Source organism: Bacillus testis (assembly GCF_001243895.1).
Taxonomy (GTDB): Bacteria; Bacillota; Bacilli; order Bacillales; family DSM-1321; genus Bacillus_AD; species Bacillus_AD testis.
Genome location: NZ_LN851186.1, coordinates 1,841,384 through 1,867,286, shown reverse-complemented (window position 1 = coordinate 1,867,286; position 25,903 = coordinate 1,841,384). Strand labels below are relative to the sequence as shown.

Sequence of the window (25,903 nt, the reverse complement as noted above, 5' to 3'; positions counted from 1 at the left end):
ATTTCATGCAAGCTGTTTTTTATCTATTTTAAGCACTTTTCTTCTCTCTTTTTTCTGTTTCTTCGTGCCAATAATCCACGCCGGATGGATCATCCAGAATATCGCGGTGAAAGACTGGATCTTTCCCCATTTTTCGTTGTTCGCGGTAATCCTGCAGAGCCTTAATAGCCACTTTATATAGCAGAGCAATTACTGCTAGGTTGATGAGAGCCATAACCCCCATAAATACATCCGCCAGCGTCCATACAATGTCCAAGCTGGCGATACTGCCCCATAATACCATACCAAGAACAGCCACACGATATACATTCAAGGCCAGCTTATGATCCTTGATGAATTCGATATTTGTTTCCCCATAATAATAGTTTCCAATAATAGAACTGAAACCGAAAAGGAAAATAGCAACAGCTATGAAAATGGATGCCCAAGGGCCGACATGCTCAGTCAATGCCATTTGCGTAAGATTTATGCCTTGTGCCCCGCTGGTATAAGCACCTGAAAGCAGGATAATGAATGCAGTGGCACTGCAGATCAAGATTGTATCCGTAAATACACCCAATGTTTGGATCAGCCCCTGCTTCACCGGGTGCGTAACGGATGCTGTAGCTGCGGCGTTTGGCGCACTCCCCATACCTGCTTCGTTTGAAAATAGGCCACGCTTCACTCCGTAAAGGATAGCAGCACCGAAACCGCCTCCGATTGCCTGTTCTAGGCCAAATGCATTTTCGAAAATCATTTTGAATACCGTTGGAATTTGTGTCACATTAGTTACTACCACAAAAACGGCAAGCACTAAATAAAGCAAGGCCATAACAGGAACAATGACCTGTACAACATGGGCAATCCGCTTGATGCCCCCGAACACTACCAGGCCAGTCAATACAGCAAGCCCGATGCCGACCATAGTTGGGCTGATTCCGAATGAACCGTTCACTGCCATGGAGATCGTATTACTTTGTACAGAGTTAAAGACCAAACCGAAACAAAAAGTAATAATGACTGCAAAGACAACACCAAGTTTGCGGTTTTTAAGCCCTTTTTCCATATAATAGGCCGGTCCGCCTCTGTAGCCGTCTCGGTCTTTCACCTTATAGATTTGTGCCAATGTACTTTCAATAAAACTGGATGCTCCTCCTAAAAAGGCAATAAGCCACATCCAAAAAACAGCGCCGGGACCACCTAACGTAATGGCCGTCGCTACTCCTGCGAGATTTCCTGTACCCACTCTGGAAGCAGTAGAAATACAGAATGCTTGGAAAGAAGAAATTCCCCGTTTGCCTTCAGCCGAAACGGTTGCTTTGTCAGTCATTAATCGAAACATTTCTCCAATAAAGCGAAATTGCACGAAGTTTGTCTTAAGCGTAAAAAACAAACCAAGCACCAATAACACTGCTATTAAAATATACGTCCATATGATGTCATTCAATTCTGTCAAAAATCCTAACAAATTGTGTCCTCCTTTTTAAAAACGAATGTCGATTACTATTTAAAGATAACAATATACCTACTATAATAATCTATCATTAAATGTACATATCTTTCAAGTTTAAATATTAAAACCATATCCAGCCTTTTTTTACTAATTTGGATATTCACTGTTTTTCTGATAATTTTTTCAATATAATATTAAGGCATAATAAAAAAAGCCATTCCATCCGATACCGGATGGAATGGCTTGCTGGTCCTATTTTTCTTCTACTTCCTCTTCATGCTTTTGCTTCCACAAGTGGTTAACTTCCCCGTTTTCGGCAGTATCAATAAGGAAAGAACCATTCGAATATCTGTCAGAAGCTTTCAACACTGCGATCTCCACCTCTTCCAGCAATCCTTTTTCGGTTTGAAGGAGGACTTTATCCTGATCAGTCGCTACCGCTGCGCCTGCCACCCGATGCGGATTATTCTTCAACTCACGGAGCATGACAACTCCCCGTTTGGCACGCGATGTTTTTTCAAATTCCTTTAGTTTCATTTTCTTTATGGCCCCTCGTTGTGTGGCCAGAACGATCAAATCACTGCTTGGATCCGTTATGACACCACCGTTGACAACGAAATCATCCTCTTTCAGGTTGATTCCCTTGACGCCGGCAGCACGTATACCGAGAACATTTACCTCTTCTTCATTAAACCACAGACCAAAGCCTAACCGGGTCGCGATAAACAAATCCTTAGAACCATCGGTCATTTCAACCATGGCCAGTTCATCGTCGCCTTTCAGGTTGATTGCCACCAGCGGTTTGGAATATCTCTGCGCTTGGAACATGGACAATTCAGTCCGCTTTACCATCCCGTTTTTCGTTAGGAAAAGGAGATAAGCCGGGATAGTGAAGTCTTTAACCGCCAGAACCTTGATGACACATTCGTCGCGGTCGGTCGGTACAATGCTCGCTATGTGCTGGCCAAGATCTTTCCAGCGGATATCAGGCAAAAGATGCACCGGACAATAAATATAGTTCCCTTTATTGGTAAAGAGAAGCAGATTGTCGGTTGTATTCACTTCCTCTTGGTAAAGCAGAAGGTCGCTCTCTTTCATGCCGAAATCCTGTCCTCCGGAAGCTGCAAACGAACGTGGTGACGTACGTTTAACATAGCCTTCTTTCGTGACAGTCACAATAACATCTTCGCTGGCGATCAGCACTTCCAAATTAATTTTGATTTCCTCTATCTTATCCTCGATTTTCGTCAAACGGACATCATTGTATTGTCTTTTGACAAGCTTCAATTCTTTTTTTATAACACTGATCAGCTTTTTCTCGCTATTCAGAATAGCTGTCAACTCTTCAATCTTGGCAGAAAGCTCTTCTGCTTCTGCTTGTAGGGCAGTAATATCGGTATTGGTCAACCGGTATAGCTGTAATGACACAATGGCTTCAGCTTGGGCTTCCGAGAATCCGAATTTAGCGGAGAGGTTTTGTTTGGCATCACGCTTATCCTGTGATGAACGGATAACTGCAATCACTTCATCGAGGATAGATAATGCTTTAATCAACCCTTCGACAATGTGTTCCCGTTCCCTCGCCTTTTTCAATTCGAATTCCGAACGCTTCGTAATCACTTCTTTCCGATGGTCCAGATAGGCATCAAGCATGCCTTGAATGCCCATCAGCATTGGTCTTTTGCGGGAAATTGCGACCATATTGAAATTATAAGGCACCTGTAGATCGGTGTTTTTATACAGATAGTGTAAAACGCCTTCTGCATCGCTTTCCTTTTTCAGTTCAACCACAATCCGTAACCCTGAACGGTCGCTTTCATCTCTCACTTCAGAAATGCCTTCGACTTTGCGGTCGATCCGCAGTTCGTCCATTTTCTTGACCAGATTTGCCTTGTTTACTTCATAAGGAATTTCAGTAATGACGATTTGCTGTTTGCCGCCGCGCACCGTTTCAATCTCTGCTTTCCCGCGGATAATAATTTTCCCTTTGCCTGTTTCATAAGCTTTTTTGATTCCTTCCACACCTTGAATGATGCCTCCGGTAGGAAAATCAGGCCCTTTTATGACCGTCATCAACTCATCGACCGTGCAAGAAGGATTTTCGAGCCTCATTAATGCTGCGTCGATGACTTCCCCAAATTGATGCGGCGGAATCTCAGTAGCATAACCAGCGGAAATCCCCGTCGAACCATTCACTAGAAGGGCAGGGAACGTCGCCGGAAGAACAACCGGTTCCTCCGCTGTGTCATCAAAGTTTGGAATGAAATCGACTGTTTTCTTATCGATATCACGTAGTAATTCACTGGCGATCGCAGAGAGGCGGGCCTCGGTATAACGCATGGCAGCAGGAGGGTCACCGTCCATACTGCCGTTATTGCCGTGCATTTCTATCAGTATTTTACGGAGCTTCCAATCCTGGCTCATCCGTACCATTGCTTCATATACAGAGGAGTCGCCATGGGGATGGTAATTACCGATTACATTCCCCACCGTTTTGGCGGATTTTCTGAAATTTTTGTCGTTCGTGTTGCCGTCCATATGCATAGCGTAAAGTATTCTGCGCTGTACTGGCTTCAAGCCGTCTCTTGCATCTGGAAGCGCACGGTCTTGGATAATGTATTTACTGTATCGTCCGAACCGGTCTCCTATCACTTCTTCTAAAGGCAGGTCGCGAAAAGATTCTACTGTAGACACACTTTACACCCCTTCCTCAGAAATGATCATGTTTTCATTATCTAGTATATTATCTTCATCTTCGAGCCCAAATGCTACATGGGTTTCAATCCACTTTCTCCGGGGTTCTACTTTATCGCCCATGAGTGTGGTTACCCTGCGTTCGGCTCTTGCTGCATCATCAATGCGCACGCGGATCAGTGTCCGTGTCTCTGGATTCATGGTCGTATCCCATAATTGGTCGGCGTTCATTTCTCCAAGTCCTTTATACCGTTGGAGGATGGAACCTTTTCCGACTTTTTTCTGGACAGCCGCCAGTTCATCGTCATTCCAGGCATATTCGACAACCGCTTTCTTGCCAAGGCCTTTGCTTACCTTATAAAGCGGAGGCAAGGCGATGAAGATCTTTCCATTTTCAATCAAAGGCTTCATATACCGATAAAAGAAGGTAAGCAGCAGCACCTGAATATGCGCTCCATCCGTATCCGCATCGGTCATAATAACGACTTTGTCATAATTTATATCATCAATATTGAATTCCGGGCCCACTCCGCCGCCGACTGCATGAATGATCGTATTGATTTCTTCGTTCTTAAAGATGTCGGCCAGTTTTGCTTTTTCCGTATTGATTACTTTACCGCGCAACGGAAGAATTGCCTGAAAACGGCGGTCTCTTCCTTGTTTCGCTGAACCACCGGCAGAATCACCTTCCACCAAGTACAGTTCATTTTTCTTCGGATTACGTGACTGTGCAGGCGTTAGTTTTCCGGAAAGTGTTGTTTCGCCCTTTTTACGTTTTTTGCCGGTACGAGCTTCTTCACGGGCTTTTCTGGCCGCTTCGCGCGCTTGGAACGCTTTGACTGCCTTTTTTATCAATAGGTTTGCTGTATCCGGATTTTCATGGAGAAAATAAGCCAGATGCTCGGATATGACTCCATCAACGGCAGAACGGGCTGCACTTGTACCCAGCTTGCTTTTTGTCTGTCCCTCGAATTGAAGCAATTCTTCAGGGATCCGGACCGAAATAATGGCTGCTAGCCCTTCGCGAATATCGCTTCCTTCCAGGTTCTTGTCCTTTTCTTTCAGCAGGCCGTTTTTGCGTGCATATTCATTAAACACCCTTGTCATGGCCGTTTTAGCTCCCACTTCATGCGTACCGCCATCTTTAGTGCGGACGTTATTGACGAAGCTGAGTATATTCTCTGAATACGCATCATTGAATTGAAAGGCAAACTCGATTTCAATGCCGTTCTGTTCTCCTTCAATGCTGACGACATCATGCATGGAATCCCGCTCTTCATTCAAATATTGGACAAATGCCTTCAGTCCGTCTTCATAGTGGAATAGTTCCTTATTATGATTGCGCTCATCAATTAATTCTATCTTCATGCCTTTCATAAGGAAGGCAGATTCTCTTAATCGTTCGGATAAGGTTTCAAAATTAAAGATTAGCGTGGAGAATATAGCAGGATCAGGCTTAAAGTGGATAGTTGTTCCAGTGCCATTCGTAGTGCCTTTTTTCTCAAGGGTTGTTTGGGGCTTGCCTCCATTGGCAAAACGTTGTTCATAGATCGAACCGTCTCTTTTAATGGTAACAGTCAGCCATTCAGACAGAGCATTAACGACCGACGCACCAACACCATGCAAGCCTCCGCTCGTTTTATAGCCTCCCTGTCCGAATTTTCCTCCAGCATGAAGGATGGTCAGGATGACCTCCGGCGTCGGTTTGCCCATCTTATGCATACCGGTTGGCATTCCCCGGCCTTTATCGCTTACACTCACAGAATTATCCTTATGCAATTTCACAATTATATGATCTCCATAGCCGGCCAAAGCCTCATCTACGGAATTATCCACGATTTCATATACGAGGTGATGAAGCCCTCTTGTATCCGTACTGCCGATATACATACCCGGTCTTTTACGGACAGCCTCTAGGCCTTCCAGCACCTGTATGGCATCATCGTTGTATTCGATTTTCTTCGTTTGATTTATTGCCACTCTTATTCTCCTTCCACAAGCAAACACTCCATGCACTCTATTCTATGCTCGCTTGAAAGTAAAACTAATATGTAATAAAACCTATTATACCATAAATAGAACAAGCGTTCGAGGTGTAGTTTGCCATCAGCGCTTTATCCCCTTCTAACTGGCGCAATGACGCAAGACGCCGGTTAGAATCCGATTGGTTAAAACAAATGACCGGGGGAGATCGATGCCCCCGCCAATCAAAGTTTCACTTTATCGTTTATTGTACAGGTAAAAAATAATTTCGCAAATATTGTTTTCTATTATTCACAGAGTATTACCTATTGCCAAAATAGAACTTCACAATTAAGGTTCTCTTTGACCATGCCTCTTTCCTGCCGTGACAGATAAGAAAAAGGAGCTTAAAGCGCTCCTTTTTCTACTACTTTGTCAAAGCATGTTCAACCTTGATACAACGATCCATTATGACAGTATAGCCCTTCTCCTTCAAAAATATATATGCTTCCTCGTCCACGACTTCCAATTGGGTCCAAAAAACATCAGCATCGATTTCATCAAATTCTTTAGCCAATTCAGGCAGTGCGGCCGGTCTTCTGAATACATTGACAATATCTACATGCCCTTCAATTGCGGACAGCGACGGCACCGCTTTGACTCCCAATGCTTCCTTGATCGTCGGATTGACAGGTATGATTTCATACCCGCAATTCATCATGGCCTTGGATACCATATTTGACGTTCGGTCCGGATTATCGGATAAACCTACCACTGCGATTCTCTTAGAATGTTTCAGAATCTCTCCGATTTCCTGTCTGCTTGGATTCTCAATCACCATTTCTCCTATCCCCTTTTCCCCTTATTTGCCTTTATATGTAAGCGTTCAGGCATTTTCAGCCGCCAAAGCCAACTCCGGCGTCTTGTCCGGGATCCCATTTGGCGATAGCGGCTCTTTACTTGTTACCCGCACTTCTGCTGAATGTTTTCAGCAATTGTTCCCCTGCAATACAAATCACGGTTCCAAGGATCAGCCCATTTGAAAGCAGCGATGTAAGCACGGGATGCAGTTCTTCAAATGCCGCCGTCGGAATGAACATAACCCCTGTTCCACCTAACAACGATACACCAATTACCGTCCGGGTTGCATCTGTAATATGTTGAAACTCACTGAGGGCGACACTCAACATGCCGGCAAAAATGACAAAGCTGACAGAATAACCGACTGCTGGAGGCATCGCTGCGAAAAAAGTCATAACCGGCGGAAAAAAGCTAATGGCAATCACTGCGATCGAAGCCAGTATGAATGGGCGCTTCGATGAAATGCCAGTTGCCTGAATAAACCCGCCTGCACCCGATAAGGGCACCGGTCCCATTGTACTGAAGGCCCCGCCGAGAATCTGAGCAATACCGCCCACGGCTCCTGACTTATTAATGCTGTAGGGATCCACTTTCACACCGATGTTTTTCAATATACTTTCAGTGATCCTTATACTAGCAATCATATTCGCAAGCAACAAAAATGTCACGAAAAGTGCAGTCATGACCATTCCCGAGTTGAAAGTCGGCTTGCCAAATACGAACAGCTCTGGCAGTGAAAATATCTGCCCTCCCTTAAAATCAAGTTTCGGGGCCAAGTTGGCCACAGCAAAAATAATCCAGCCCAAAGCCAGTGACAGCAGAATGGCATATTGCTTGATTACATGGATTTTATTGCGCGTAAACCAGAAAGTAATCGCTATGACGATCACACTCAAAAGCGCAGATTTCATATTGATCAGCGGATGATCCGTTGTAATGCCAAGCATTCCGTTTAAGAATGATTTGCTGAGTTGCAGAACAAGCAACAACAAATAAACACCGGTAACTGTAGGCGTGAATAAAGCACTTAATTTTTGGATAATGCCGAATGCACTCAAAACAATAAATAAGAGGCCGCTAGCGAGCAACGCTCCCTGAAGAGCCTGCAATGTTTCGTTGTGAGATGCAAAAATGGTAGTCGAAAGGCCTGCATATAAAGCAAAGACTCCCCACCATAATCCTGCCGGGCCCTCATTAATCGGCAGTTTGTGGCCAAACAGGATTTGCAGAAGGCCCGCTATTCCCATCACAAAAACAGCACGTTGAATAAATCCTGCCGTTTCCCCTGCATCAAGTTCAAACAGCCCTGCAACAGCGATTGGCGCGATAATCGAGCTAGAGAACATGAAGGCCAGCCATTGAATAGTCGAAAATACTTGTTTCATAAATGATTCCTCTCCTTTGGGCCAACTGAAAAAATCTGACAAAAGCCCATGATAATTATTAACATATATTTTTTTATCATTCAATTGTTGTTTAGAGAGAAATGCTATTTATTCATGGAAATTCTGAGCGGACATGGTAAAATAATAACATGATTTTGTAATCAAGAAAGGGTATTATACAATGACCATATTTTTCATTATTATTCTAGCTTATTTATTAGGGAGCATTCCTTCCGGGCTGTGGATCGGAAAACTATTCTACGGCAAAGACATCCGCCAGCATGGCAGCGGGAATCTAGGCGGGACAAATACATTTAGAACCTTAGGCAAAACAGCAGGTTTCACTGTGACGATTATGGATATCCTGAAAGGGACTTTGGCAGCTTTATTGCCTTATTTATTACATATCGACCTGCATCCCTTGATCCCAGGAATTGCGGCTGTTTTCGGGCATATGTATCCGATTTTCGCCGGCTTCCGCGGTGGCAAGGCAGTCGCCACATCCGCCGGTGTCGTTCTAGGATACGCACCCGTTATTTTTCTAATCTTATTCGTGACTTTTTTCCTTGCATTGTATCTATCAAAGTATGTATCTTTATCAAGCATGATCTCTGCTGTCGCAGGCTTAATCTGCTCACTGGTCGTGTGGGATATTCCTTTGATTATCATCATGGTCATCCTAACGGTCTTTATCATTTACAAACACCGTGCTAATATCCAGAGAATCAAGGATGGAACCGAACCTAAAATTACTTTTATGTAGCCATTTTCAGGGCTTTCCTGCTGCATTTGTAGGCCTTGAAACACCATATTTAAACAAAAGCCTGGCATCTATGTATGCCAGGCTCTTGTTGTTTATAGGGACGTTGCCGTACTATTCAATGTTTCCGCCTGTCCGGCAACCGTCATCATTGATTGCTCCACTTCATCTATGAGGGAAATAACATTTATGATTTGCTGTTGAATCGTATGGTTTCCTTCGAGGCTATCATCCATGGAAGCGATAATATTGTTAAAGGACATTTGGGTTTGGGCTGACTCTTTCTCTCCGGCTTGTATGACATCTTGCACCTTACTAATCGAAGAAATGACTTCATTCATATAATTTGTCGATGTCTGTACGATACTGTAAATTTCAGAAATCGATTTCTTCGTTTGGTCGGCAAGCTTCCGGACTTCATCGGCCACAACTGCGAAGCCTCTACCATGCTCGCCAGCCCGCGCAGCTTCGATCGCTGAATTAAGAGAAAGTAAATTGGTCTGGTCGGCGATATCCTGCACTGTGCCAACAAACCCTCCGATTTGTTCCAATGACATATTCAACGATTCAATGGCCTGTTCCACATCATTGGTATGCGCAGAAAGCGCCAGGATTTTTTCCGTCAATTCTTTTAACCTGCTTTGTCCTTCAGTGGCAAGATCTCTCGAATGATGTGATTGCTTAGTGGTCTTATTGACAAGGTCCATAAAACTTTTTGATTTTGTGGCCATCGTTTTCATCGCTTCATTCGTCCGATTGCTGTGCATAGCGAGCTCACTGGCAATCAAAATAATCTGCCCTTTCACTTCTTCCCTGATGAGTCTGAATGCCGCCTCACTGGATTTTGTCCTTTCATTTTCATAAGACTCCAAGACCAACTGCTGCTCAAAACTCAATATTTTACTGATTGCTGCAATCAAAGCCTGTTGGTCTTCCGGGTTAGCGGCATTCTTAAAAACAATCTTGCTCAATTCATTATGCATATTCTGGAAAGAGGAAATATACCATTTCGGTTTTAGCCCCACATTGATATGGATCCTTGCCACTTTATGCCTTACCTCCAGGAACTCCTGATTTATTGTGCCATTAAACATTTCTATAATATGCTTGCTGAAGGTAGCCCTGATTTTTTCAATCGTACTGTGTTTTTCGATAATTTCCCGAAGTTCGGGTACGGTAAGAATGGTTGAATAAAAACGGTCTACCACCGCTATGATATTTTCTCTTACCACCGGCTGAAAAGCGCTTAACAGTTTTAAGTCATCTTCTTCCAAGCCGATCATATTCAATTGCAAAGTTGCTTGGGAATCATCGATTGCCAACTCATAATGTGCTTCTTCCGCTTTAACAAGCCATTTTATGCTCTCTGTTTTCGTTTTTGTGAATAACCCCATGAATACAATTCTCCCTTTACCCCGATTATAGATAGTTAATTGTTGCCTAATCTGTACTTAGCATTACGAGAAGACAAATTAGCACAAGGATATAGATCATCATCTTTATCTTTACTATCGGAAAATCGGCCATAAAATGAATGCTGGCAGAAAAAAATAAAAAGTTTGTATGCAATCGAACGAAACAAGTCAGTAGTTATTCTGTATCACCTGTTTTCAGGCACTGTATCAAAAAATCCATGATAAGCAGTATGCAGCAAAAAGGATATAACTTTCCTTTTTATCGTATTTTCTACTATAATATAAGAACAACCATAGGATAATGAAAGGGGACAGTTTTCATGAATATTTATATAACAGATCAAGCGGCAACATGGTATCAGGATGAATTAGGCCTCAAAAATGGAGACAGTGTGAGATTCTTTGCCCGTTATGGAGGGGAAAGCACCATTCAAGCTGGTTTTTCACTGGGGATCCAATTGGAAAAGCCAATCAATGCCGCCGCAGAGGTTAAAAAAAATAATATTCTCTATTTTATTGATGAAAGCGACCTATGGTATTTTGACAACAAAGATTTATATGTCGATTATAACGCTAAAAAAGATGAGCCTGTATTTACTGTTAAGTAATCAAAAAAAAGAAGATTCCAAAAAGGAAGTCTTCTTTTTTTGATTACTATTGCTTCTTGTTCTCTTCATACACTTTGTGCCATTCTGGATATTCTCTTTTGAGGGAAATCGGCCGGAAGGTATCTTTTCTTACGCAGGCATGTGTACTTGTGGCTGTCACCACCAGGTCATTTTGTTCGTTATAGATTTCATAACCGTATACGGTCTTCACACCATTATACTTTTCAATCCATGTATGTACTGTCGCTGTCTCACCATATGTCATTGGTTTTTTATATGAAATTTGGACATCCATCACAGGCGAAACAATTCCGTCTTTCTCCATATCTGCGTAACGGAAGCCTAAATCCTCTACAATCTGGGTTCTGCCTAATTCCAACCATATAATATAGTTTGCATGATACACAACGCCCATTTGGTCTGTTTCCGCATAGCGGACTTGCACTTCTTTTTTAGAGATGAACATATCCTCTCTCCCTTCTGTACACTGTCTTAGCTATTTTATCATAGACCGCATCCCGGCGTTACATACTGAATCCTTTGATAAAGGAAAAGTTTGTTCTTCTTGCCGCAAATGAAGTGGAAGTCTTAGCGCCAATACAACGAACAAAGATAAAGCCATCCTTCCATGCTGAAAGATGGCTTTATCTCATCAAATACTTATTCTCCCTTAGTCTGGATCACTTGCGGCTGTCTCCCTGTAGGGTCCTGCATTTTTTTGCCCTTATTGCCGCCTGCCGCCCGGTTCTGTGTACCGATATGGTTAGGCACGAAATCTTGAGGATGCTTTTTGGGGTTTCCCATGTGACATCACCTTCCTTCCCTGTTTATTGTTCACGAAAGGAAGGGAAACATGCGAACCTTATTCTGCTTTTTGAAGATGCTTCTTCTCCAGCTTTGTCTCAATGCGTTCGATCGCCTGCCGATCCTTTAACAATTCTATTTTATTTTCTAATACCAAGTCCTCAAACGATATTTTTCTCTTACGTTTCATTCCTTCATCCCTCGTTTCCTGTGTTGTAGTATTTATTATTGTCAAAAGTCAAATTTTTATATAACTTATATATTTTTTTATTTTGATTTATTTTCACGGTTCAGTCATCAACCGTTTAAGCAAATGAAAAAACAAGCATATAGCAGGTATTCAGATGTGCCTGCTTAGCTAGACAAAAAAGGCTTCCATCACGGAAGCCTTAAGGGAATAAAGGTATTTCACTCTACATTTCTTTATAGCGTTTTACCAGCTCGGAATACGAAATCTGGCCGATATGCTTATATGTAATCAAACCTTTTTCATCGATAAAATAGGTGGAAGGGAACGCTGCTACCTGATATGTTTCCGTTACCTGTGTGCGGTCTTCCAAAACAATAGGAAAAGTAAGGCCATATTGTTTCGCAAAACCTGCTACATCGTTATACGGGTCATTATTGATTGCAATGATTTCTACATCTTCGTTAAATTTTTGATAAAACTTCTGCAGATCCGGCATCTCATCTTTACAAGGAGGACACCATGTTGCCCAAAAATTCAAGATGACTTTTTTCCCGCGGTAGGATTCAAGGGCTATCTCTTTTTTATTCAGGTTTTTCAGCGTGAACGCCGGTGCAACAACCCCTTTTGCCAATCCTGGCAAGCTTTCTTGCTGAGCTGCTTCTTTATGGTCCAGCGCCTGTATAATGGCCAAAGCAATCAAAAAGACCAGAATAGCCCCTCCTAGAATTTTCTTCGCCAACCCTATTCCCCCTTTCCCCTTACTACTCCATATTTTATCTCACACAGCCACAACGGACAAACATTTATTTCCATACTATGTGCCAGAATGGGGAATAGACATGATAAAGTGAATCTTTGATCGGAGGGGGGTTACCAATCTTAATTCTAATTAACGCTTGGCCTCCCACTTTTCCCGTTCAAGTAAGAGGCCATTGCGCCCCGTGAAACTGGATGAATTGAATGCCTGCCATGCGGCTTGCACTCTGTATACTGGTTTAAGGCTTAAGAACTAACGTTTCGCCCCGCTTTTCATTTAAGTAGGTGGTATGGTAGTTACCCTTCACCCAATCCTCCATCTGATCGTGATACCATTTGCTTTTTACATGTCCCGATTGGCCGGGCCCGACCAGTTGGTAGGACTTTGACAAATCATTCAAATCTGCCACAAAGCGCCATGAAGCGCCATGGTCCACAGTCCCTTCTGGTTCAAATCCGGCTGCCTGGACGGTCACACCGCTTCCATTGGCCGGGATCCCTCCTTGGGAATTGAATATAAAATTCAAAGGTGAAACAGCGGATAATGGATGGTTAAAGTAAATCTTATGGAAATCTCCCCAGCTCCAATCGCCCATCTTTTTTCCTTGTTCCTTTTGGATGTCATGCAAGGTGGCTTTGAGCGATTTTTCCAAAACAAGCTTAATACCTCCCTGCTCATTTATCCACGGTCCGGGGTTGCCTTCAAGCGCTCTTCTCAACAGCTGATCAACAGCTTGCTTTCGGCCGTTGAAGAGTTTGAATGTATCCTCCGGAATCTGTTTTTCAAATAATATCGCCTGGATTTGGTTAATCCATAGATTGAAGATGAGCGGTGCAGCCTGGTCTTTTTTGTCCTGATAATCCCATTTCCCCAAGATTTTCAGCGCATTGCTTACTTCTTTATCCTTTGATCCTTCGAGCGTTTTTAGGAATAAGGGAACAAATTCTTTAGCCTGGAGATTTTTCACATCGCTTTGTAATTCTTTCATATGTTTGGCTTCCAACGAAGGATTCTTCTTCAGGACTTCCTGTATTCTCATTTGCCGGTATGGCTGCGCCCAGTTATGGCTGATATGGTAAGGATAGTCATCGGAAATCACCTTATTATTAGCAGTGGAAATAAACCCTTCTGTTGGGTTTACAAGCCGTGGCAATTCGTCGAATGGGATAAAACCTTTCCATTCGTATTCATCATTCCATCCAGGTACCGGCAACATGGAATCGCCCTTTTTCCTGATTGGAATATTGCCATTCGCTTTGTAAGCGATCGTACCGTCTTTAGAAGCGAATACAAAATTCTGGGCAGGAGTGCGGAACTTTTCCAACGCTTTTTCAAAGGCGTTCCAGCTATCTGCCTTATTCATATTGATAATAGCTTCTAACTCAGCGGAAGGGTCCAAAGCCGTCCAGCGCAAAGCAAGCGCTTGGCCGCTGCCGCTTTTCCCCGCAAACTCCGAAATGACCGGCCCATGCCGGGTAACCGTAACATCGTAATCAATCGTTTTCGCTTTTTTAATTTTAATGGGTTCAGAGATGATTTCTGCTTTTTCCCATTTATGGTTGTAAAGAAATTCTGTCGGATTCGTATCGCTTCTTTTTTCAATATAGAGGTCCTGAACGTCCGGCCCGGTATTCGTTACACCCCAGGCAATTTGTTCATTATGCCCGAGAATAATGCCGGGTATGCCGGCGAAAATAACTCCACTGACATGAACAGATGGCGATTTCAGCTCCATCTGATACCAAATCGCCGGTGTTGCGAGAGCAAGATGAGGGTCATCAGCCAATAAGGGTTTGCCGCTTTTCGTTTTTTTCCCACTGACAACCCAGTTATTGCTGCCATTCAATTCAGGAGGAATGATTGCGCCGGCAAAGCTTTTTCCGATATCCAAATCACTTTTGCTGATGATATACGGAGCATCTTTCGGATAAGAAGGAAACAAATCATATGCTTTTTCTTTAGGGAAATTTTGAAGCAAGTATTGCCGGAACGCCTGGTCTTCCCAATTGCCCCCAAGATCAAAGGCCATATATTTCCCGATGGTAAGCGAATCGACTGGCGACCAGGGCTCAGGTTTATAGCCCAATATAGAAAACTCAACTGGAAGTTTCCCTTTACTTTCTGCTTCCTTCATATATAGATTGACGCCTTCAGCGAACCAACCCAATATGTCCTTGCCTTCCTGTGTGTATGCATCATATGAAGCGGCTGCAGCCCTTCTAAGACCGATTGTCCGAAAAAATTTATCCTTGTCGACCATCGCTTTTCCGATTACTTCACTCAGCCTGCCAGATGCCTGCCTTCTGCTGAGGTCCATTTGAAAAAGGCGGTCTTGGGCTTGGATATACCCTTGAGCCATATATAAATCATGGTCGCTCTTTGCATATACATGCGGTATGCCGGATGCATCCCTGGTTACGGATACTTGTGTTTGCAGGCCGCTTAACGTTAGGCTTCCTTCTGTTTTTGGCAGCCCTTTGGATAAGAATAGATTGCCGGCAATAACGGCCGCAACAATCAGTACAAGCAACGCAGCGGCACTCCAAATCATTATTTTCTTCCCTTTTCGTTTCGTCTTTTGCCTATTTAGCACTGTTTCCATCTCACTTCCCCTTTCTGCCTTTGCTAGAACGGCTACTCATATCAATTCGCCTTCTTGGAATAATATTCCTACCGGCTTTTCGGTTCCCATCGTTTTTCTGCAAAAAAGCTGTCTTTCCGTTAAGGTCTTTTCTTTGTGGAAGGATAAAAAGGGCGATATAATAGTGAATAGTGAAAACGTTAAAACGATTATGCAAAAAACTTTGATCGGTGGGCGCTTTTAGTCATCCCTCACCTGACACTATTGGCGCTTGATCTCCCACTTCCTCGTCGCTTGTTGTGCAAGTGGGAATCTTGGCACCCGTTATTAAAAGAATGCAAAGGGAGATTCACATGACAACCACAGTACTAGAACACGAGCAATTGCTTCATGACATTGCCTTATTGAAAGCGGATCTCGATCGTGTCCATAATCAAATCACCAAGCAATTGATCAATAATGAAATAGCACGGCTCGAAAAACGAATTCATGTAGCTTTGAATTGGAAATTCTTATATATTGATATTTACTTCACGAACGGAAAAAAAATTAAAAGAGCAAGCATTCGAAAACACAAAGGCGATAATAGAATTATGGATGGCACTGAGGCAAAATCACTCATAAGAGAAGCACAGGAAGTTTATATCATGGCCGACGCCACATCGAACACCCATTTTGCACAATACGTGAAGACGGATGCTATAGATCATTATATGGTCTATTACGGCTTGCCGGAAAAGAATGAAATATCATTATAACCCCTTTGAGAGCATATAATATGTTCTTTTTTTAAAGCTATTGATAATTTGGAACATCTTTAATTTTGAACTAATATTATGAACATCTACGTATCTTCTGCAAGATATCATAAAAAGTGAAACAATAAGCCACAGATTTTTCAACCATCTCCTATTTAGCGCCAGATAGAACGGCCTAAATGTATAAATTCCTGAAAAATTTCCTATCTTGTATGATTGAGCATACTTAAACACCCCCATTTTTTCAAAGGGGGTGTATATCTATGCCGTTTTTTGGCCTATTTTTTCCGCATATATGAAAAGCCTGCAGATTTTTTGCCTGCAGGCTTTTCTTCTATATTAAGCTTCTTGTTTATCGTGTGTTTGCAGTTTGTCGCGCAATACCATTGGAAGGATGCCTCCGTGGCGGTAATAGTCGATTTCAACTTCACTGTCAAAACGAACAAGCGCTTCGAATTCTGTTACTTTTCCTTCTTCTGAAGTTGCCGTAACTTTGACGTAATCGCGGGGTTTAACAGACTCGTCAACTGCCACTTCGAATGTTTCCTTGCCAGTCAAACCTAGTGTTTCTGCGCTGTCGCCTTGTTTAAATTGCAAAGGAAGCACACCCATCAACACTAAGTTTGAACGGTGGATCCGCTCAAAGCTTTCAGCGATTACTGTCTTGATGCCCAGTAGGTTCGTACCTTTCGCAGCCCAGTCACGAGATGATCCCATGCCATAGTCTTTGCCTGCGATTACCATCAAACCTGTACCGTCTTGCTTATATTTCATACAAGCATCATATATGCTCATCACATCGCCTGTTGGCCAGTAAGTTGTGTAGCCGCCTTCTGTTCCTGGAGCAATGCCATTACGGATGCGGATATTGGCAAATGTGCCTCTCATCATGACTTCATGGTTTCCGCGGCGGGATCCATATGAGTTAAAGTCCCGAGGCTCAACACCATTGTCGCGCAAGTAAATGCCTGCCGGAGTGTTTTTGCCGATGGCGCCAGCCGGAGAAATATGGTCAGTTGTGACTGAGTCACCAAACTTGCCGACAACGCGCAATGCATGCAACGGTTCTACAGTACCGGCATTTGGCTGCAAGCCTTCAAAGAATGGTGGATTTGCAATATAGGTAGATTGTTCGTCCCAGCCATACAAAGGTTCATTGCCTGTTTGGATTTCATTCCACCGTTCGTTGTCGCTGAATACTGTTTCATATTCTTTTTTGAACAATTCAGGTGTAACTGTTTTAGAAACCACTTCTTTAATCTCTTCAGCAGAAGGCCAAATGTCTTTCAGCATGACATCATTGCCGGCAGTATCTTTGCCAATCGGTTCATTATTAAAGTCTATATTCACAGTTCCTGCCAATGCATAAGCGACCACTAATGGAGGTGAAGCTAAATAGTTCGCCTTTACAAGCGGATGGATACGGCCTTCAAAGTTTCTGTTACCGGAAAGGACAGATGTAACCAGCAAATCAGATTCAGCTACAGCCTTTTCGATTTCAGGCGCTAATGGACCGGAGTTGCCGATACATGTTGTACAGCCGTAACCGACCGTATTGAATCCCAGTGTTTCCAAGTATGGAGTCAATCCTGAGTTATTCAGGTAGCCTGTTACTACTTTAGATCCCGGCGCAAGTGATGTTTTTACATAGGCAGGCACATGAAGTCCAGCTTCTACTGCTTTTTTAGCCAGTAAACCTGCACCTACAAGCACATACGGATTGGATGTATTTGTACAGCTTGTAATCGCAGCAATCGCCACAGCACCTGTTTTCATTTTCACTTCTTCTGTTTCAGAGAAAGGAACAGTGATTTCTTTATCGAGATCGGCTGCGTCCATTCCGAAACCGTGGTTGCCCATTGGAGTGCTCAACGCTTCCTCGAACGATTGTTTCATCATGCTCAAAGGAATCAAATCTTGAGGGCGTTTAGGGCCTGAAAGATTGGCTTCAATTGATGAAAGATCAATTTCCACAACATCTGTATACGTTGGATCAACGCTTTGGCTTGATAGGAATAAACCATTTGCTTTGCAATATTCCTCAACCACTTTAATATGCTCTTCGTCTCTTCCGGTTAGACGCATATAGTCAAGCGCTTCTTGGTCAACCGGGAAGAACCCGCAAGTTGCGCCGTATTCAGGCGCCATATTGGCGATTGTCGCCCGGTCCGCAAGCGGCAACGACATTACACCTGGCCCGAAGAATTCGACAAATTTATTAACTACCCCTTTTTGGCGAAGGACCTGAGTCACTTTCAAAGCCAAATCCGTAGCTGTGGCGCCGCTTGGAAGCTTGCCTACCAACTTCACACCGATGACTTCAGGAACAGGGAAATAAGATGGCTGGCCTAACATGCCTGCTTCTGCTTCGATGCCGCCTACTCCCCAGCCAAGAACGCCAATCCCGTTGATCATAGTCGTATGTGAATCTGTACCAACCAATGAATCAGGGAAGGTTTCAAATTCGCCTTCAGCGTTTTCCACCGCATGGACAACCGCCGCCAAATACTCAAGGTTAACCTGATGGACGATACCTGTAGCAGGCGGAACAGCACGATAATTATCAAATGATTTTTGGGCCCAGCTCAAAAATTGGTAACGCTCATTATTACGTTGGAATTCAAAATCCATATTTACTTTAAGTGAATCAGGAGTTCCCGCTTTATCAACTTGTACAGAGTGGTCAATGACCAGATCAACCGGAATTTCCGGATTGATTTTGTCCGGGTCTCCGCCTAGGTCAGCCATCGCTTTGCGCATGGAAGCCAAATCCACGACAGCCGGCACACCTGTAAAGTCTTGGAGAATAACACGTGATGGCTTGAATGGCACATCCACTTCTTTTTGCTCGTTTGTTCCCCATTTTGCCAAGTTTTCCACATGCTCTTTGGTGATGACTCTGCCGTCTACTTGTCTAAGAACAGATTCAAGCAGCACTTTCACTGAGTATGGCAGTTTTGATACTGCACCGACACCCGCTTCTTCCAAAGCGCTTAAGCGGTAATAATTATAGCGCTTTCCATTCACTTCAAAAGAAGAGCGCGCTTTAAATACATCATGTTTCCCCATACCTCGTTCCCCCTCTAATCTTCCGAATTATAATAAGTCATAAAAAAGACGCACAGCGACATATATCGCCAGGCTATAACCCAATTATAAAGGAAAAAAATCCAAAATGTCGAAAAGTTCGGTCATTTCTCCCATCCTACTTTTCTTCCAATTAAAGTGTACAAAAGTTTTGACTATAAGTAAATAACAAGAAAGTTATTGTGCTTGATAAGTTTTTCTTATCACAATTCGAATATACTTCCATAAAACGGGAACATAAAGGGTTTTATTGTCCTTTTTTCTGATATTTTTTACGTTTATTTCCTGGCGAAACTATTTTTAAAAAGCATTCAACTAAAATAACGGTCCTTGGCAGATCCATTTGTTATCATTAAAAAAGACAGAACCTTCCTTGGCTCTGTCTTTTCCATTCATCTATAATCGACAATATCCGATAAAGGCAATCGAGTCGTTTCGAATCCAGGCTGTTCCGCTTTGCCGATTGGCAACAACAGGATGGGTTCATAACGCGTTGCGTCCAAATCAAGCGCTTCAGTCACCTGTTCATGGTCAAAGCCCCCGATTGGCACTGTGTCCAATCCCCTTGCTTTAGCCCCGAGCATAATTTGCATGCTGACCAATCCGCAATCAAAAGTGGCGATATTGAGACGGGTTGCAAATGAAGTATGGGGCACCAATTGCTCGATTCCATCTATTTGACGCTGCATGGTTACTTCATCCATCAGTCCTTGATCAAACTTGCTTCTATAGATTTTCAATGCATTATGGTACATCTCACAGTCAGCGATGATGGCAATCACGGCGGATGCTGTTTCTAACGGCTCTTGGTTATAGGCGCAGGAGCGGATTTTTTTCTTTAATTCCTGATCTTGGATGACGATGAATCTCCATGGCTGCAAATTTCGGGACGATGGTGCCAGAGTAGCTTCTTCCAATATTTCGTCCAACAAAGCTCTGTCCAATTTATAGGATGAGTCATATTTTCGCACTGAACGCCTTTCATGCACAACGGTTGAATAATCTTTTGCTGTCATAGGCTGTGTTCCTCCACTGCTTTATTTTTTCATTACTCATCCAAATTACCCATATAAAAAGCAACTGTCAAGTCTCTCTTGGCTGACAGAAAAACGCTTATTGTTCATTTGCCATTTTCCAAACAAATTGGGTACAAATGCTTCACATGCAAGCCGGCAAAAAAGCAAAAGATAAACATAAAAGGAGGCATCATATGAGCAATCAAAATGAAAAAAACAACAATAAGAAACAGCATCAATCCGGCCAGCAGGAACCGATGAGCGGATCGCATAAAGTCAAAAACCGCAATCATAGCCGCCAAAAGCACCATTCCCATCACGATATGTAAAAACGCCAAGCAGGGTTTCAATCCCCTGCTTGATTGCTTTATTTGCATAAGAGCAAAGCTTCTGCGATGATTTGCAAATCTGAATCATCCAAGGTCCTTACATCGAAAATGAGTGTATTATGCTGGACGCGGGCCACAACAGGCGGAGTGTGCGTTCTTAATAGTTCCTCGGCTTCGCTTACCTGCATCGTTTTGAAAGAAACGGCTACTGCGGGGCTTTCCCTAACGACACCCGGCATGGTTCCGCCTCCAATCGCACTATCGACCTTGATGATGTCCGCCTCGGCTGTAGGAAGGCTTTGTCGAATCAATAGCTGCAAATCTTTAGCGCGAGGCAGCAGGTCGCTGTATTCAGCCCGGATGGATTGTACGGTTGGAATAGCGGTTTCGTCCCTAGATGATTTCAAGTAATCCAGCAGCGTTGCTTCTAGAGCGGCAAGTGTGATTTTATCTACACGGAGGACTCTTGCAAGCTGGCTTTTTTTCAGTTTGTCAATCCATGCTTTTTTTCCCGCAATAATTCCTGCCTGCGGCCCCCCCAACAGTTTATCGCCACTGAATGAAACCAGGTCGCACCCCTGCTCCAATACTTGTCGTACCACTGGCTCTTCACCGATGTTTTGATCACTAAAATCAGTAAGGACCCCGCTCCCCAAATCTTCATAGAACACCAAGCCGTTTTGGCGGCTGATGCGGGCAAGCTCCTCCCGGCCCACTTCTTCCGTAAATCCAATCATCTTAAAATTGGACGAATGGACCTTCATGATCATGCCGGTTTGGCCGGAAATGGCGTTTTCATAATCATAAGGATGTGTCTTATTGGTTGTACCTACTTCCACAAGGATGGCGCCGCTTTCTTCCATAATAGAAGAGACACGGAATGAACCGCCGATTTCAATCAATTGCCCTCTTGAAACAATCACTTCTTGTTCCTTGGCCAAGGCATTCAATATAAGATATACTGCTGCGGCGTTATTATTAACTACCATGGATGCTTCCGCTCCCGTCAATTCATTGATCCAATCCTCGACTAGGTCATGGCGCGAACCGCGGCTGCCTTTCGGTATAGAATATTCAAGATTGCTGTAGTGGCGGGCAACGTCGGCCATATGCTCGATAGCCGCCTCACTCAGCCTCGCCCGGCCCAAATTTGTATGCAGGATTGTACCGGTTGCGTTGACCACTCTTCGCAAACGGTATGCATAATGGGTATTTACATAAGCCTGGCACATATTGAAAATTTCATCCGTAAACGAGGAATTTCCGGGTGCAGGGCCAGTCCAGCGATCTGTCAAAATCAGCTCTCTGGCTTCCGCTACCATCTTCCCTACAATCTCTGTCGCTTTTTTTTCATGCAACTTATTCAAGGAAATAAAATCATGGAAACGTTTCTCTTTTTGCAGTTTATGGATAGCCGGTATCTGCTTTATGTATGGTTTCAAACTGTATCCTCCGTTCAAGTGTACTCTACTAATAGTATACCATCCTCACCGAATCACAAGCTTCGCATAATATGGGCAAAAGGAGGAATCCCCATGAACAGCGAACTGTATTCGTTCCCCCATTTCGAAGAATGGCTGCAAGCATATAAAGAGGACCCCTTCGCCTCTTATCTAGATACATGCACGTTTCCAGTCTTTTTATATGAGTTCCCTGATAGGTATGAAATCGATGCAGAGCAACCCGGCCGTCAAAACAAGGTCGGTATCCTATGCGAAAACTCTTCTTTATTGATTCAGTTCTCCAAAGAAGCAGGACCCTTACTCGAACGCCGGCTGGAATTGCCGATGCTGCTTTCCGAGGAAAATATCTCTTACCAGATAGAACCTCCATTTGTATGCATAACCATTATAAAGACGAAAAAGGAATAAAACGAAACGTGGATCGATGGAGGTTATCATTCATTCGCCACCGATCATTGAATTTCCACTTCAAAAGAAGCGTAAATAAGAAGAGATTATAATGGGATTTGTTGTATCAAATCATACAAAGACATTGCCTCGTCTTTTTGTTGTATAATAGGAGAGTATTTAATTAGTTACATAACAATCCACAGGAGGTGCCACCTATGAACGAGGAATGCGTACGCTTGACTTCTTTGTCGACAAAAGCTGGCTGAGGATGCAAAATTGGTCCTCAGGACTTGTCGCAAGTTTTGCGCAATTTACCCAAACAACCGCAGCATCCTCAGCTATTAGTAGGAAACGAAACGGCTGATGATGCTGGAGTATTTAAACTTACTGAAGAGATCGCCCTTATTCAAACGGTCGACTTCTTTACGCCTGTTGTGGACGATCCTTATATGTTCGGCCAAATAGCTGCTGCCAATGCATTAAGCGATGTCTATGCTATGGGCGGCATTCCGCGGACTGCGATGAATATCGTCGCCTATCCGATCAAAACGCTCGGTCCGGATATCCTCTCTGAAATCATGCGCGGGGCATCCGATAAAGTAGTGGAAGCGGAAGCGGTGACGGTTGGCGGCCACAGCATCGACGATAAAGAGCCGAAATTCGGGCTTTCGGTGACTGGAACAGTCCATCCGGATCACATCTGGAAAAATACTGGCGCTAAGCCGGGAGATGTGCTTGTTCTGACAAAACCGCTGGGAGTGGGCATTTTAACGACCGGCATAAAAAGAAATGCTGTGACCCGAGAGCAAGAACAGGCTGTCACAGAGACAATGGCCGCATTGAACAAAATCAGCGCCGATTGCCTGCGCTCTTACCATCCGCATGCCGTTACGGATATTACCGGTTTCGGCCTGCTCGGGCATGCCAGTGAAATGGCAGAAGGAAGCGGTGTGAGCATGGTCATTTCCTTTGATGATATCCCGTTTCTTGAAGGGACCATCAAGTTGGCTGAAGAAGGCGTCGTTCCTGGGGGCAGCAAGGCAAACCATGAATGGCTCTCCGGGAAGGCTGTATATGACGGACAGCTTTCTTTGCCGCAGCAATTGGCCATTTGCGACAGCGTTACATCTGGCGGCTTGCTGATCTCGATGCCGCGGATGGAAGCTGAATCTTACTGCAAAGAGATGCATGCCAAGAAGCAGATGGCAAGCATTATTGGATATGTGGAAGAGAAAAAACAGCCTATGCTGAGAGTAAAGTCAGGAAGATAAAAAATGTGATTGGTGGGGATCTTCATTCAACTCCCCCCGATCAGCAATTGAAGCAATCGATTCTTATTGGCGCAAAGACTCCCACTTAAAAGCTGAAGATTTAGCGCCCATTAAAATGGAATAAAGTGAAAAGGGCCCCTCCATAATGGAAGGGCCCTTTTCGTCCTATGTTCCCATTCATGATACCATAATCACCCAACCTTTAAAAGGTAAAATTATGGTTCCTCCATCCCTTTTTAACATAGCTTTAAAGCCATGTCCGGAAGTCCCCTTCCCGGCAAGCGATTTGCTTTTCATCAAGCTTCTCAAGGAAAGGAATCATGTACTTTCTGGAAAGGCCGAGAATGTCCTTTGCCTCAGTGACCGTAAACTTAATCGCGGTGCCTTTGCGCAATTTTTCTAAAGCCTCTGTAAAAGAAGAACGATGGATATAATAATCGCCTGCCAGGTGTTCTAGAAGACCCTGCTCCTGCCAAAAAGCCTTCAGTTCACTGGCAATAGAGTCCGGAATATGCTGCCTTTTTGCATACACACCAAAATAAGTGACAGCCACACCATCCCTCCTGATTTCTCCAAGCATATTTTCCGCTTTTTTGGCCCAGGAATCCGGAACGGAAGGCAAAAATCCTTGTTGTGCTACATGCTGTTCTGTGATTGTCCATTTATCATCTTTACCATTTTTCAGCAAAAAGTCAGACACTACAGGATGAAATTGGCTCTCCAACTTTTGGAGCAGTTCTGCTTTCGGCATACCCGGTTTCATCGGGTGCTTGCGATGGTAGCCTTCAAGAAGCACAACAATGTCCGCTGTTCCTTCTTCGATTGCTTGGCTATGCATGAATAACTCGGGATTGACTGCACATATCGACTCCGATTCTTCAATGATTTGGTTGATCTCATCGATCGGGACGGATGTATAGAGTGACAATTCTTCTGCGGTCAGTGCCCGCTGCTTGCGCAAAACGAGAGAAACCCGCTCCGAGTTATTGCTCTCTCGCTTTTTCGCCAGTGCCGCGATGGTTTCTTCCCCATATTTGTACTTTTCCCCATACGGATCGATTACCCAACCTCCGCCTATGGTTTCCTGCGGAGAAGGGCGCCTGATGATGACCCGATCCCCCCTTTTGGCAACGACCGGTTGCTCAAGCCTTAATTGGCAAAGGATATCCTCCCTTTTGTCCCCCAGTTCATTGCGGTCGAAAAAAACAATTCTTCCCAGTACTTCCGAGGTTCCGATATAGCAAGCAATCGGCATTCGCTGCTTCACTGCATGGCTTAGCTCCGAAGCAAAAGATAGCGACACATCCAGACAGTCGGTGGTTGCCATATGCTTAGAGCCAACCAACACATCCCCCCGTTTCACTTCATGCCTGTCCACTCCCGCCAAATTGACGGCTCCTCTTTGTCCGGCCAAAAGCTCAGGTACGGAGGAATGGTGGACCTGCAGCTGCCGGGCTTTCGTCTTTTTGCCCGAAGGCAAGATATACAAGTCTTCTCCCTCTCTTAAATGCCCTTCATTGACCGTTCCGCGTACAATCGTCCCCTGCCCTTTCACGGTGAAAACTTGATCGATTGGGAGGCGGAACTCTCCGCCTGCCCCCTTGGGAACCGCATTATCAGCATAACGTTCGATGGCCTCCTTCAATTCAGGGATTCCTCTTTTGGAAAGACTGTCCACCTCATACAACGGCACGCCTTCAAAAATGGTTCCTTCCAATTCCAGCCGTATTTCTTCCTTAACGATTTCAAGAAACTCCTTGTCAACCCGATCGCACTTCGTGATTGCCACCATGCCTGCGGGAATTCCTAAATACTGCAAAATAGCCAAATGTTCTTTCGTTTGCGGCATAACCCCTTCATCGGCTGCAACCGTCAAAATAACACAATCTATCCCTGAAACGCCGGCAATCATCTTTTTGATGAATTTTTCGTGGCCGGGTACATCGATTATGGAGATGGACTGGGTTTCTGTCTGCTTGTATGGCGCAAACCCCAATTCAATGGATATGGCTCTTTGTTTTTCTTCCTTTAAGGTATCTGTATCCACATTCGTCAACGCTTTAGTCAAAGAGGTCTTACCGTGGTCGATATGCCCGGCCAACCCGATTGTTATATGTTTTTTCACGCTCATGCACCTCTG

The 25,903-nt window shown here is 43.9% G+C and carries 21 protein-coding genes and 1 pseudogene; 6 read left to right on the top strand and 16 right to left on the bottom strand.

Annotation, left to right across the window (positions count from 1 at the left end):
- Positions 1-28: 28 nt before the first annotated feature.
- From BN1765_RS09585 to BN1765_RS09565, 5 genes are all read right to left on the bottom strand, one after another.
- Positions 29-1,447 (bottom strand): alanine/glycine:cation symporter family protein, encoded by a 1,419-nt coding sequence (locus BN1765_RS09585; RefSeq protein ID WP_050614913.1) that lies wholly within the window; start codon positions 1,445-1,447, stop codon positions 29-31.
- A 237-nt stretch (positions 1,448-1,684) separates the two neighbouring features.
- Entirely contained in the window at positions 1,685-4,126 is a 2,442-nt protein-coding gene (gene parC / locus BN1765_RS09580; protein WP_050614912.1) for a DNA topoisomerase IV subunit A, read from the bottom strand.
- 3 nt (positions 4,127-4,129) lie between these two features.
- Complete coding sequence (gene parE / locus BN1765_RS09575) at positions 4,130-6,100, bottom strand: DNA topoisomerase IV subunit B (RefSeq protein WP_187119482.1); 1,971 nt, start codon at positions 6,098-6,100, stop codon at positions 4,130-4,132.
- Between the two features lie 415 nt (positions 6,101-6,515).
- On the bottom strand, positions 6,516-6,929 hold the full coding sequence (locus BN1765_RS09570; protein WP_050614910.1) for a CoA-binding protein: 414 nt from the start codon (positions 6,927-6,929) through the stop codon (positions 6,516-6,518).
- Between the two features lie 115 nt (positions 6,930-7,044).
- A complete protein-coding gene (locus tag BN1765_RS09565; RefSeq protein ID WP_050614909.1) occupies positions 7,045-8,334 on the bottom strand; it encodes a purine/pyrimidine permease in 1,290 nt (429 codons plus the stop codon).
- 181 nt (positions 8,335-8,515) lie between these two features.
- Here BN1765_RS09565 and plsY point away from each other — a divergent pair, with 181 nt between their 5' ends.
- A complete protein-coding gene (gene plsY, locus BN1765_RS09560; RefSeq protein WP_050614908.1) occupies positions 8,516-9,097 on the top strand; it encodes a glycerol-3-phosphate 1-O-acyltransferase PlsY in 582 nt (193 codons plus the stop codon).
- 92 nt (positions 9,098-9,189) lie between these two features.
- Here plsY and BN1765_RS20745 read toward each other — a convergent pair whose 3' ends face one another.
- The gene (locus BN1765_RS20745; protein ID WP_230199579.1) at positions 9,190-9,801 is read right to left on the bottom strand and encodes a methyl-accepting chemotaxis protein; all 612 of its coding nucleotides are present in this window, start codon (positions 9,799-9,801) and stop codon (positions 9,190-9,192) included.
- A gap of 153 nt (positions 9,802-9,954) precedes the next feature.
- Positions 9,955-10,488: pseudogene (locus BN1765_RS20740) on the bottom strand (protoglobin domain-containing protein); the annotation flags it as partial.
- Between the two features lie 341 nt (positions 10,489-10,829).
- Between BN1765_RS20740 and BN1765_RS09550 the strand changes: the two are divergent.
- Positions 10,830-11,117 carry a HesB/YadR/YfhF family protein gene (locus tag BN1765_RS09550; RefSeq protein ID WP_050614906.1) on the top strand — a complete coding sequence of 96 codons (288 nt, stop codon included), beginning with the start codon at positions 10,830-10,832 and terminating at the stop codon, positions 11,115-11,117.
- Between the two features lie 46 nt (positions 11,118-11,163).
- Here the strand turns inward: BN1765_RS09550 and BN1765_RS09545 are convergent, their stop codons facing one another.
- From BN1765_RS09545 to BN1765_RS09535, 5 genes are all read right to left on the bottom strand, one after another.
- Entirely contained in the window at positions 11,164-11,583 is a 420-nt protein-coding gene (locus tag BN1765_RS09545) for an acyl-CoA thioesterase (RefSeq protein WP_050614905.1), read from the bottom strand.
- A 194-nt stretch (positions 11,584-11,777) separates the two neighbouring features.
- Positions 11,778-11,921 (bottom strand): acid-soluble spore protein N, encoded by a 144-nt coding sequence (locus BN1765_RS19290; protein WP_069203007.1) that lies wholly within the window; start codon positions 11,919-11,921, stop codon positions 11,778-11,780.
- Positions 11,922-11,979: 58 nt separating this feature from the next.
- Complete coding sequence (locus BN1765_RS19530; protein ID WP_075050797.1) at positions 11,980-12,111, bottom strand: FbpB family small basic protein; 132 nt, start codon at positions 12,109-12,111, stop codon at positions 11,980-11,982.
- A gap of 223 nt (positions 12,112-12,334) precedes the next feature.
- On the bottom strand, positions 12,335-12,850 hold the full coding sequence (locus BN1765_RS09540; RefSeq protein WP_050614904.1) for a peroxiredoxin family protein: 516 nt from the start codon (positions 12,848-12,850) through the stop codon (positions 12,335-12,337).
- Between the two features lie 256 nt (positions 12,851-13,106).
- Positions 13,107-15,470 carry a penicillin acylase family protein gene (locus tag BN1765_RS09535; protein ID WP_050614903.1) on the bottom strand — a complete coding sequence of 788 codons (2,364 nt, stop codon included), beginning with the start codon at positions 15,468-15,470 and terminating at the stop codon, positions 13,107-13,109.
- A gap of 332 nt (positions 15,471-15,802) precedes the next feature.
- On the opposite strand from BN1765_RS09535, the gene BN1765_RS09530 reads away from it, so the two are divergent.
- On the top strand, positions 15,803-16,207 hold the full coding sequence (locus BN1765_RS09530) for a hypothetical protein (RefSeq protein ID WP_050614902.1): 405 nt from the start codon (positions 15,803-15,805) through the stop codon (positions 16,205-16,207).
- A 339-nt stretch (positions 16,208-16,546) separates the two neighbouring features.
- Here BN1765_RS09530 and acnA read toward each other — a convergent pair whose 3' ends face one another.
- Together acnA and BN1765_RS09520 are read right to left on the bottom strand one after the other, a co-directional pair.
- Positions 16,547-19,276, bottom strand: a complete 2,730-nt coding sequence (gene acnA, locus BN1765_RS09525) for an aconitate hydratase AcnA (RefSeq protein WP_050614901.1) — start codon at positions 19,274-19,276, stop codon at positions 16,547-16,549.
- A gap of 410 nt (positions 19,277-19,686) precedes the next feature.
- Positions 19,687-20,310, bottom strand: a complete 624-nt coding sequence (locus BN1765_RS09520; RefSeq protein WP_050614900.1) for a nitroreductase family protein — start codon at positions 20,308-20,310, stop codon at positions 19,687-19,689.
- 194 nt (positions 20,311-20,504) lie between these two features.
- Here BN1765_RS09520 and BN1765_RS19525 point away from each other — a divergent pair, with 194 nt between their 5' ends.
- Complete coding sequence (locus BN1765_RS19525) at positions 20,505-20,639, top strand: small acid-soluble spore protein P (RefSeq protein ID WP_075050796.1); 135 nt, start codon at positions 20,505-20,507, stop codon at positions 20,637-20,639.
- Positions 20,640-20,677: 38 nt separating this feature from the next.
- Here BN1765_RS19525 and selA read toward each other — a convergent pair whose 3' ends face one another.
- Entirely contained in the window at positions 20,678-22,081 is a 1,404-nt protein-coding gene (gene selA / locus BN1765_RS09510) for an L-seryl-tRNA(Sec) selenium transferase (RefSeq protein WP_050614898.1), read from the bottom strand.
- Between the two features lie 93 nt (positions 22,082-22,174).
- Between selA and BN1765_RS09505 the strand changes: the two genes are divergently transcribed.
- Both BN1765_RS09505 and selD read left to right on the top strand, forming a co-directional pair.
- On the top strand, positions 22,175-22,510 hold the full coding sequence (locus BN1765_RS09505; RefSeq protein WP_050614897.1) for a hypothetical protein: 336 nt from the start codon (positions 22,175-22,177) through the stop codon (positions 22,508-22,510).
- Positions 22,511-22,707: 197 nt separating this feature from the next.
- Positions 22,708-23,763, top strand: coding sequence for a selenide, water dikinase SelD (gene selD / locus BN1765_RS09500; protein ID WP_082195447.1), 1,056 nt, complete (start codon positions 22,708-22,710; stop codon positions 23,761-23,763).
- A gap of 247 nt (positions 23,764-24,010) precedes the next feature.
- Here selD and selB read toward each other — a convergent pair whose 3' ends face one another.
- The gene (gene selB / locus BN1765_RS09495; RefSeq protein WP_050614896.1) at positions 24,011-25,894 is read right to left on the bottom strand and encodes a selenocysteine-specific translation elongation factor; all 1,884 of its coding nucleotides are present in this window, start codon (positions 25,892-25,894) and stop codon (positions 24,011-24,013) included.
- Positions 25,895-25,903: the final 9 nt, after the last annotated feature.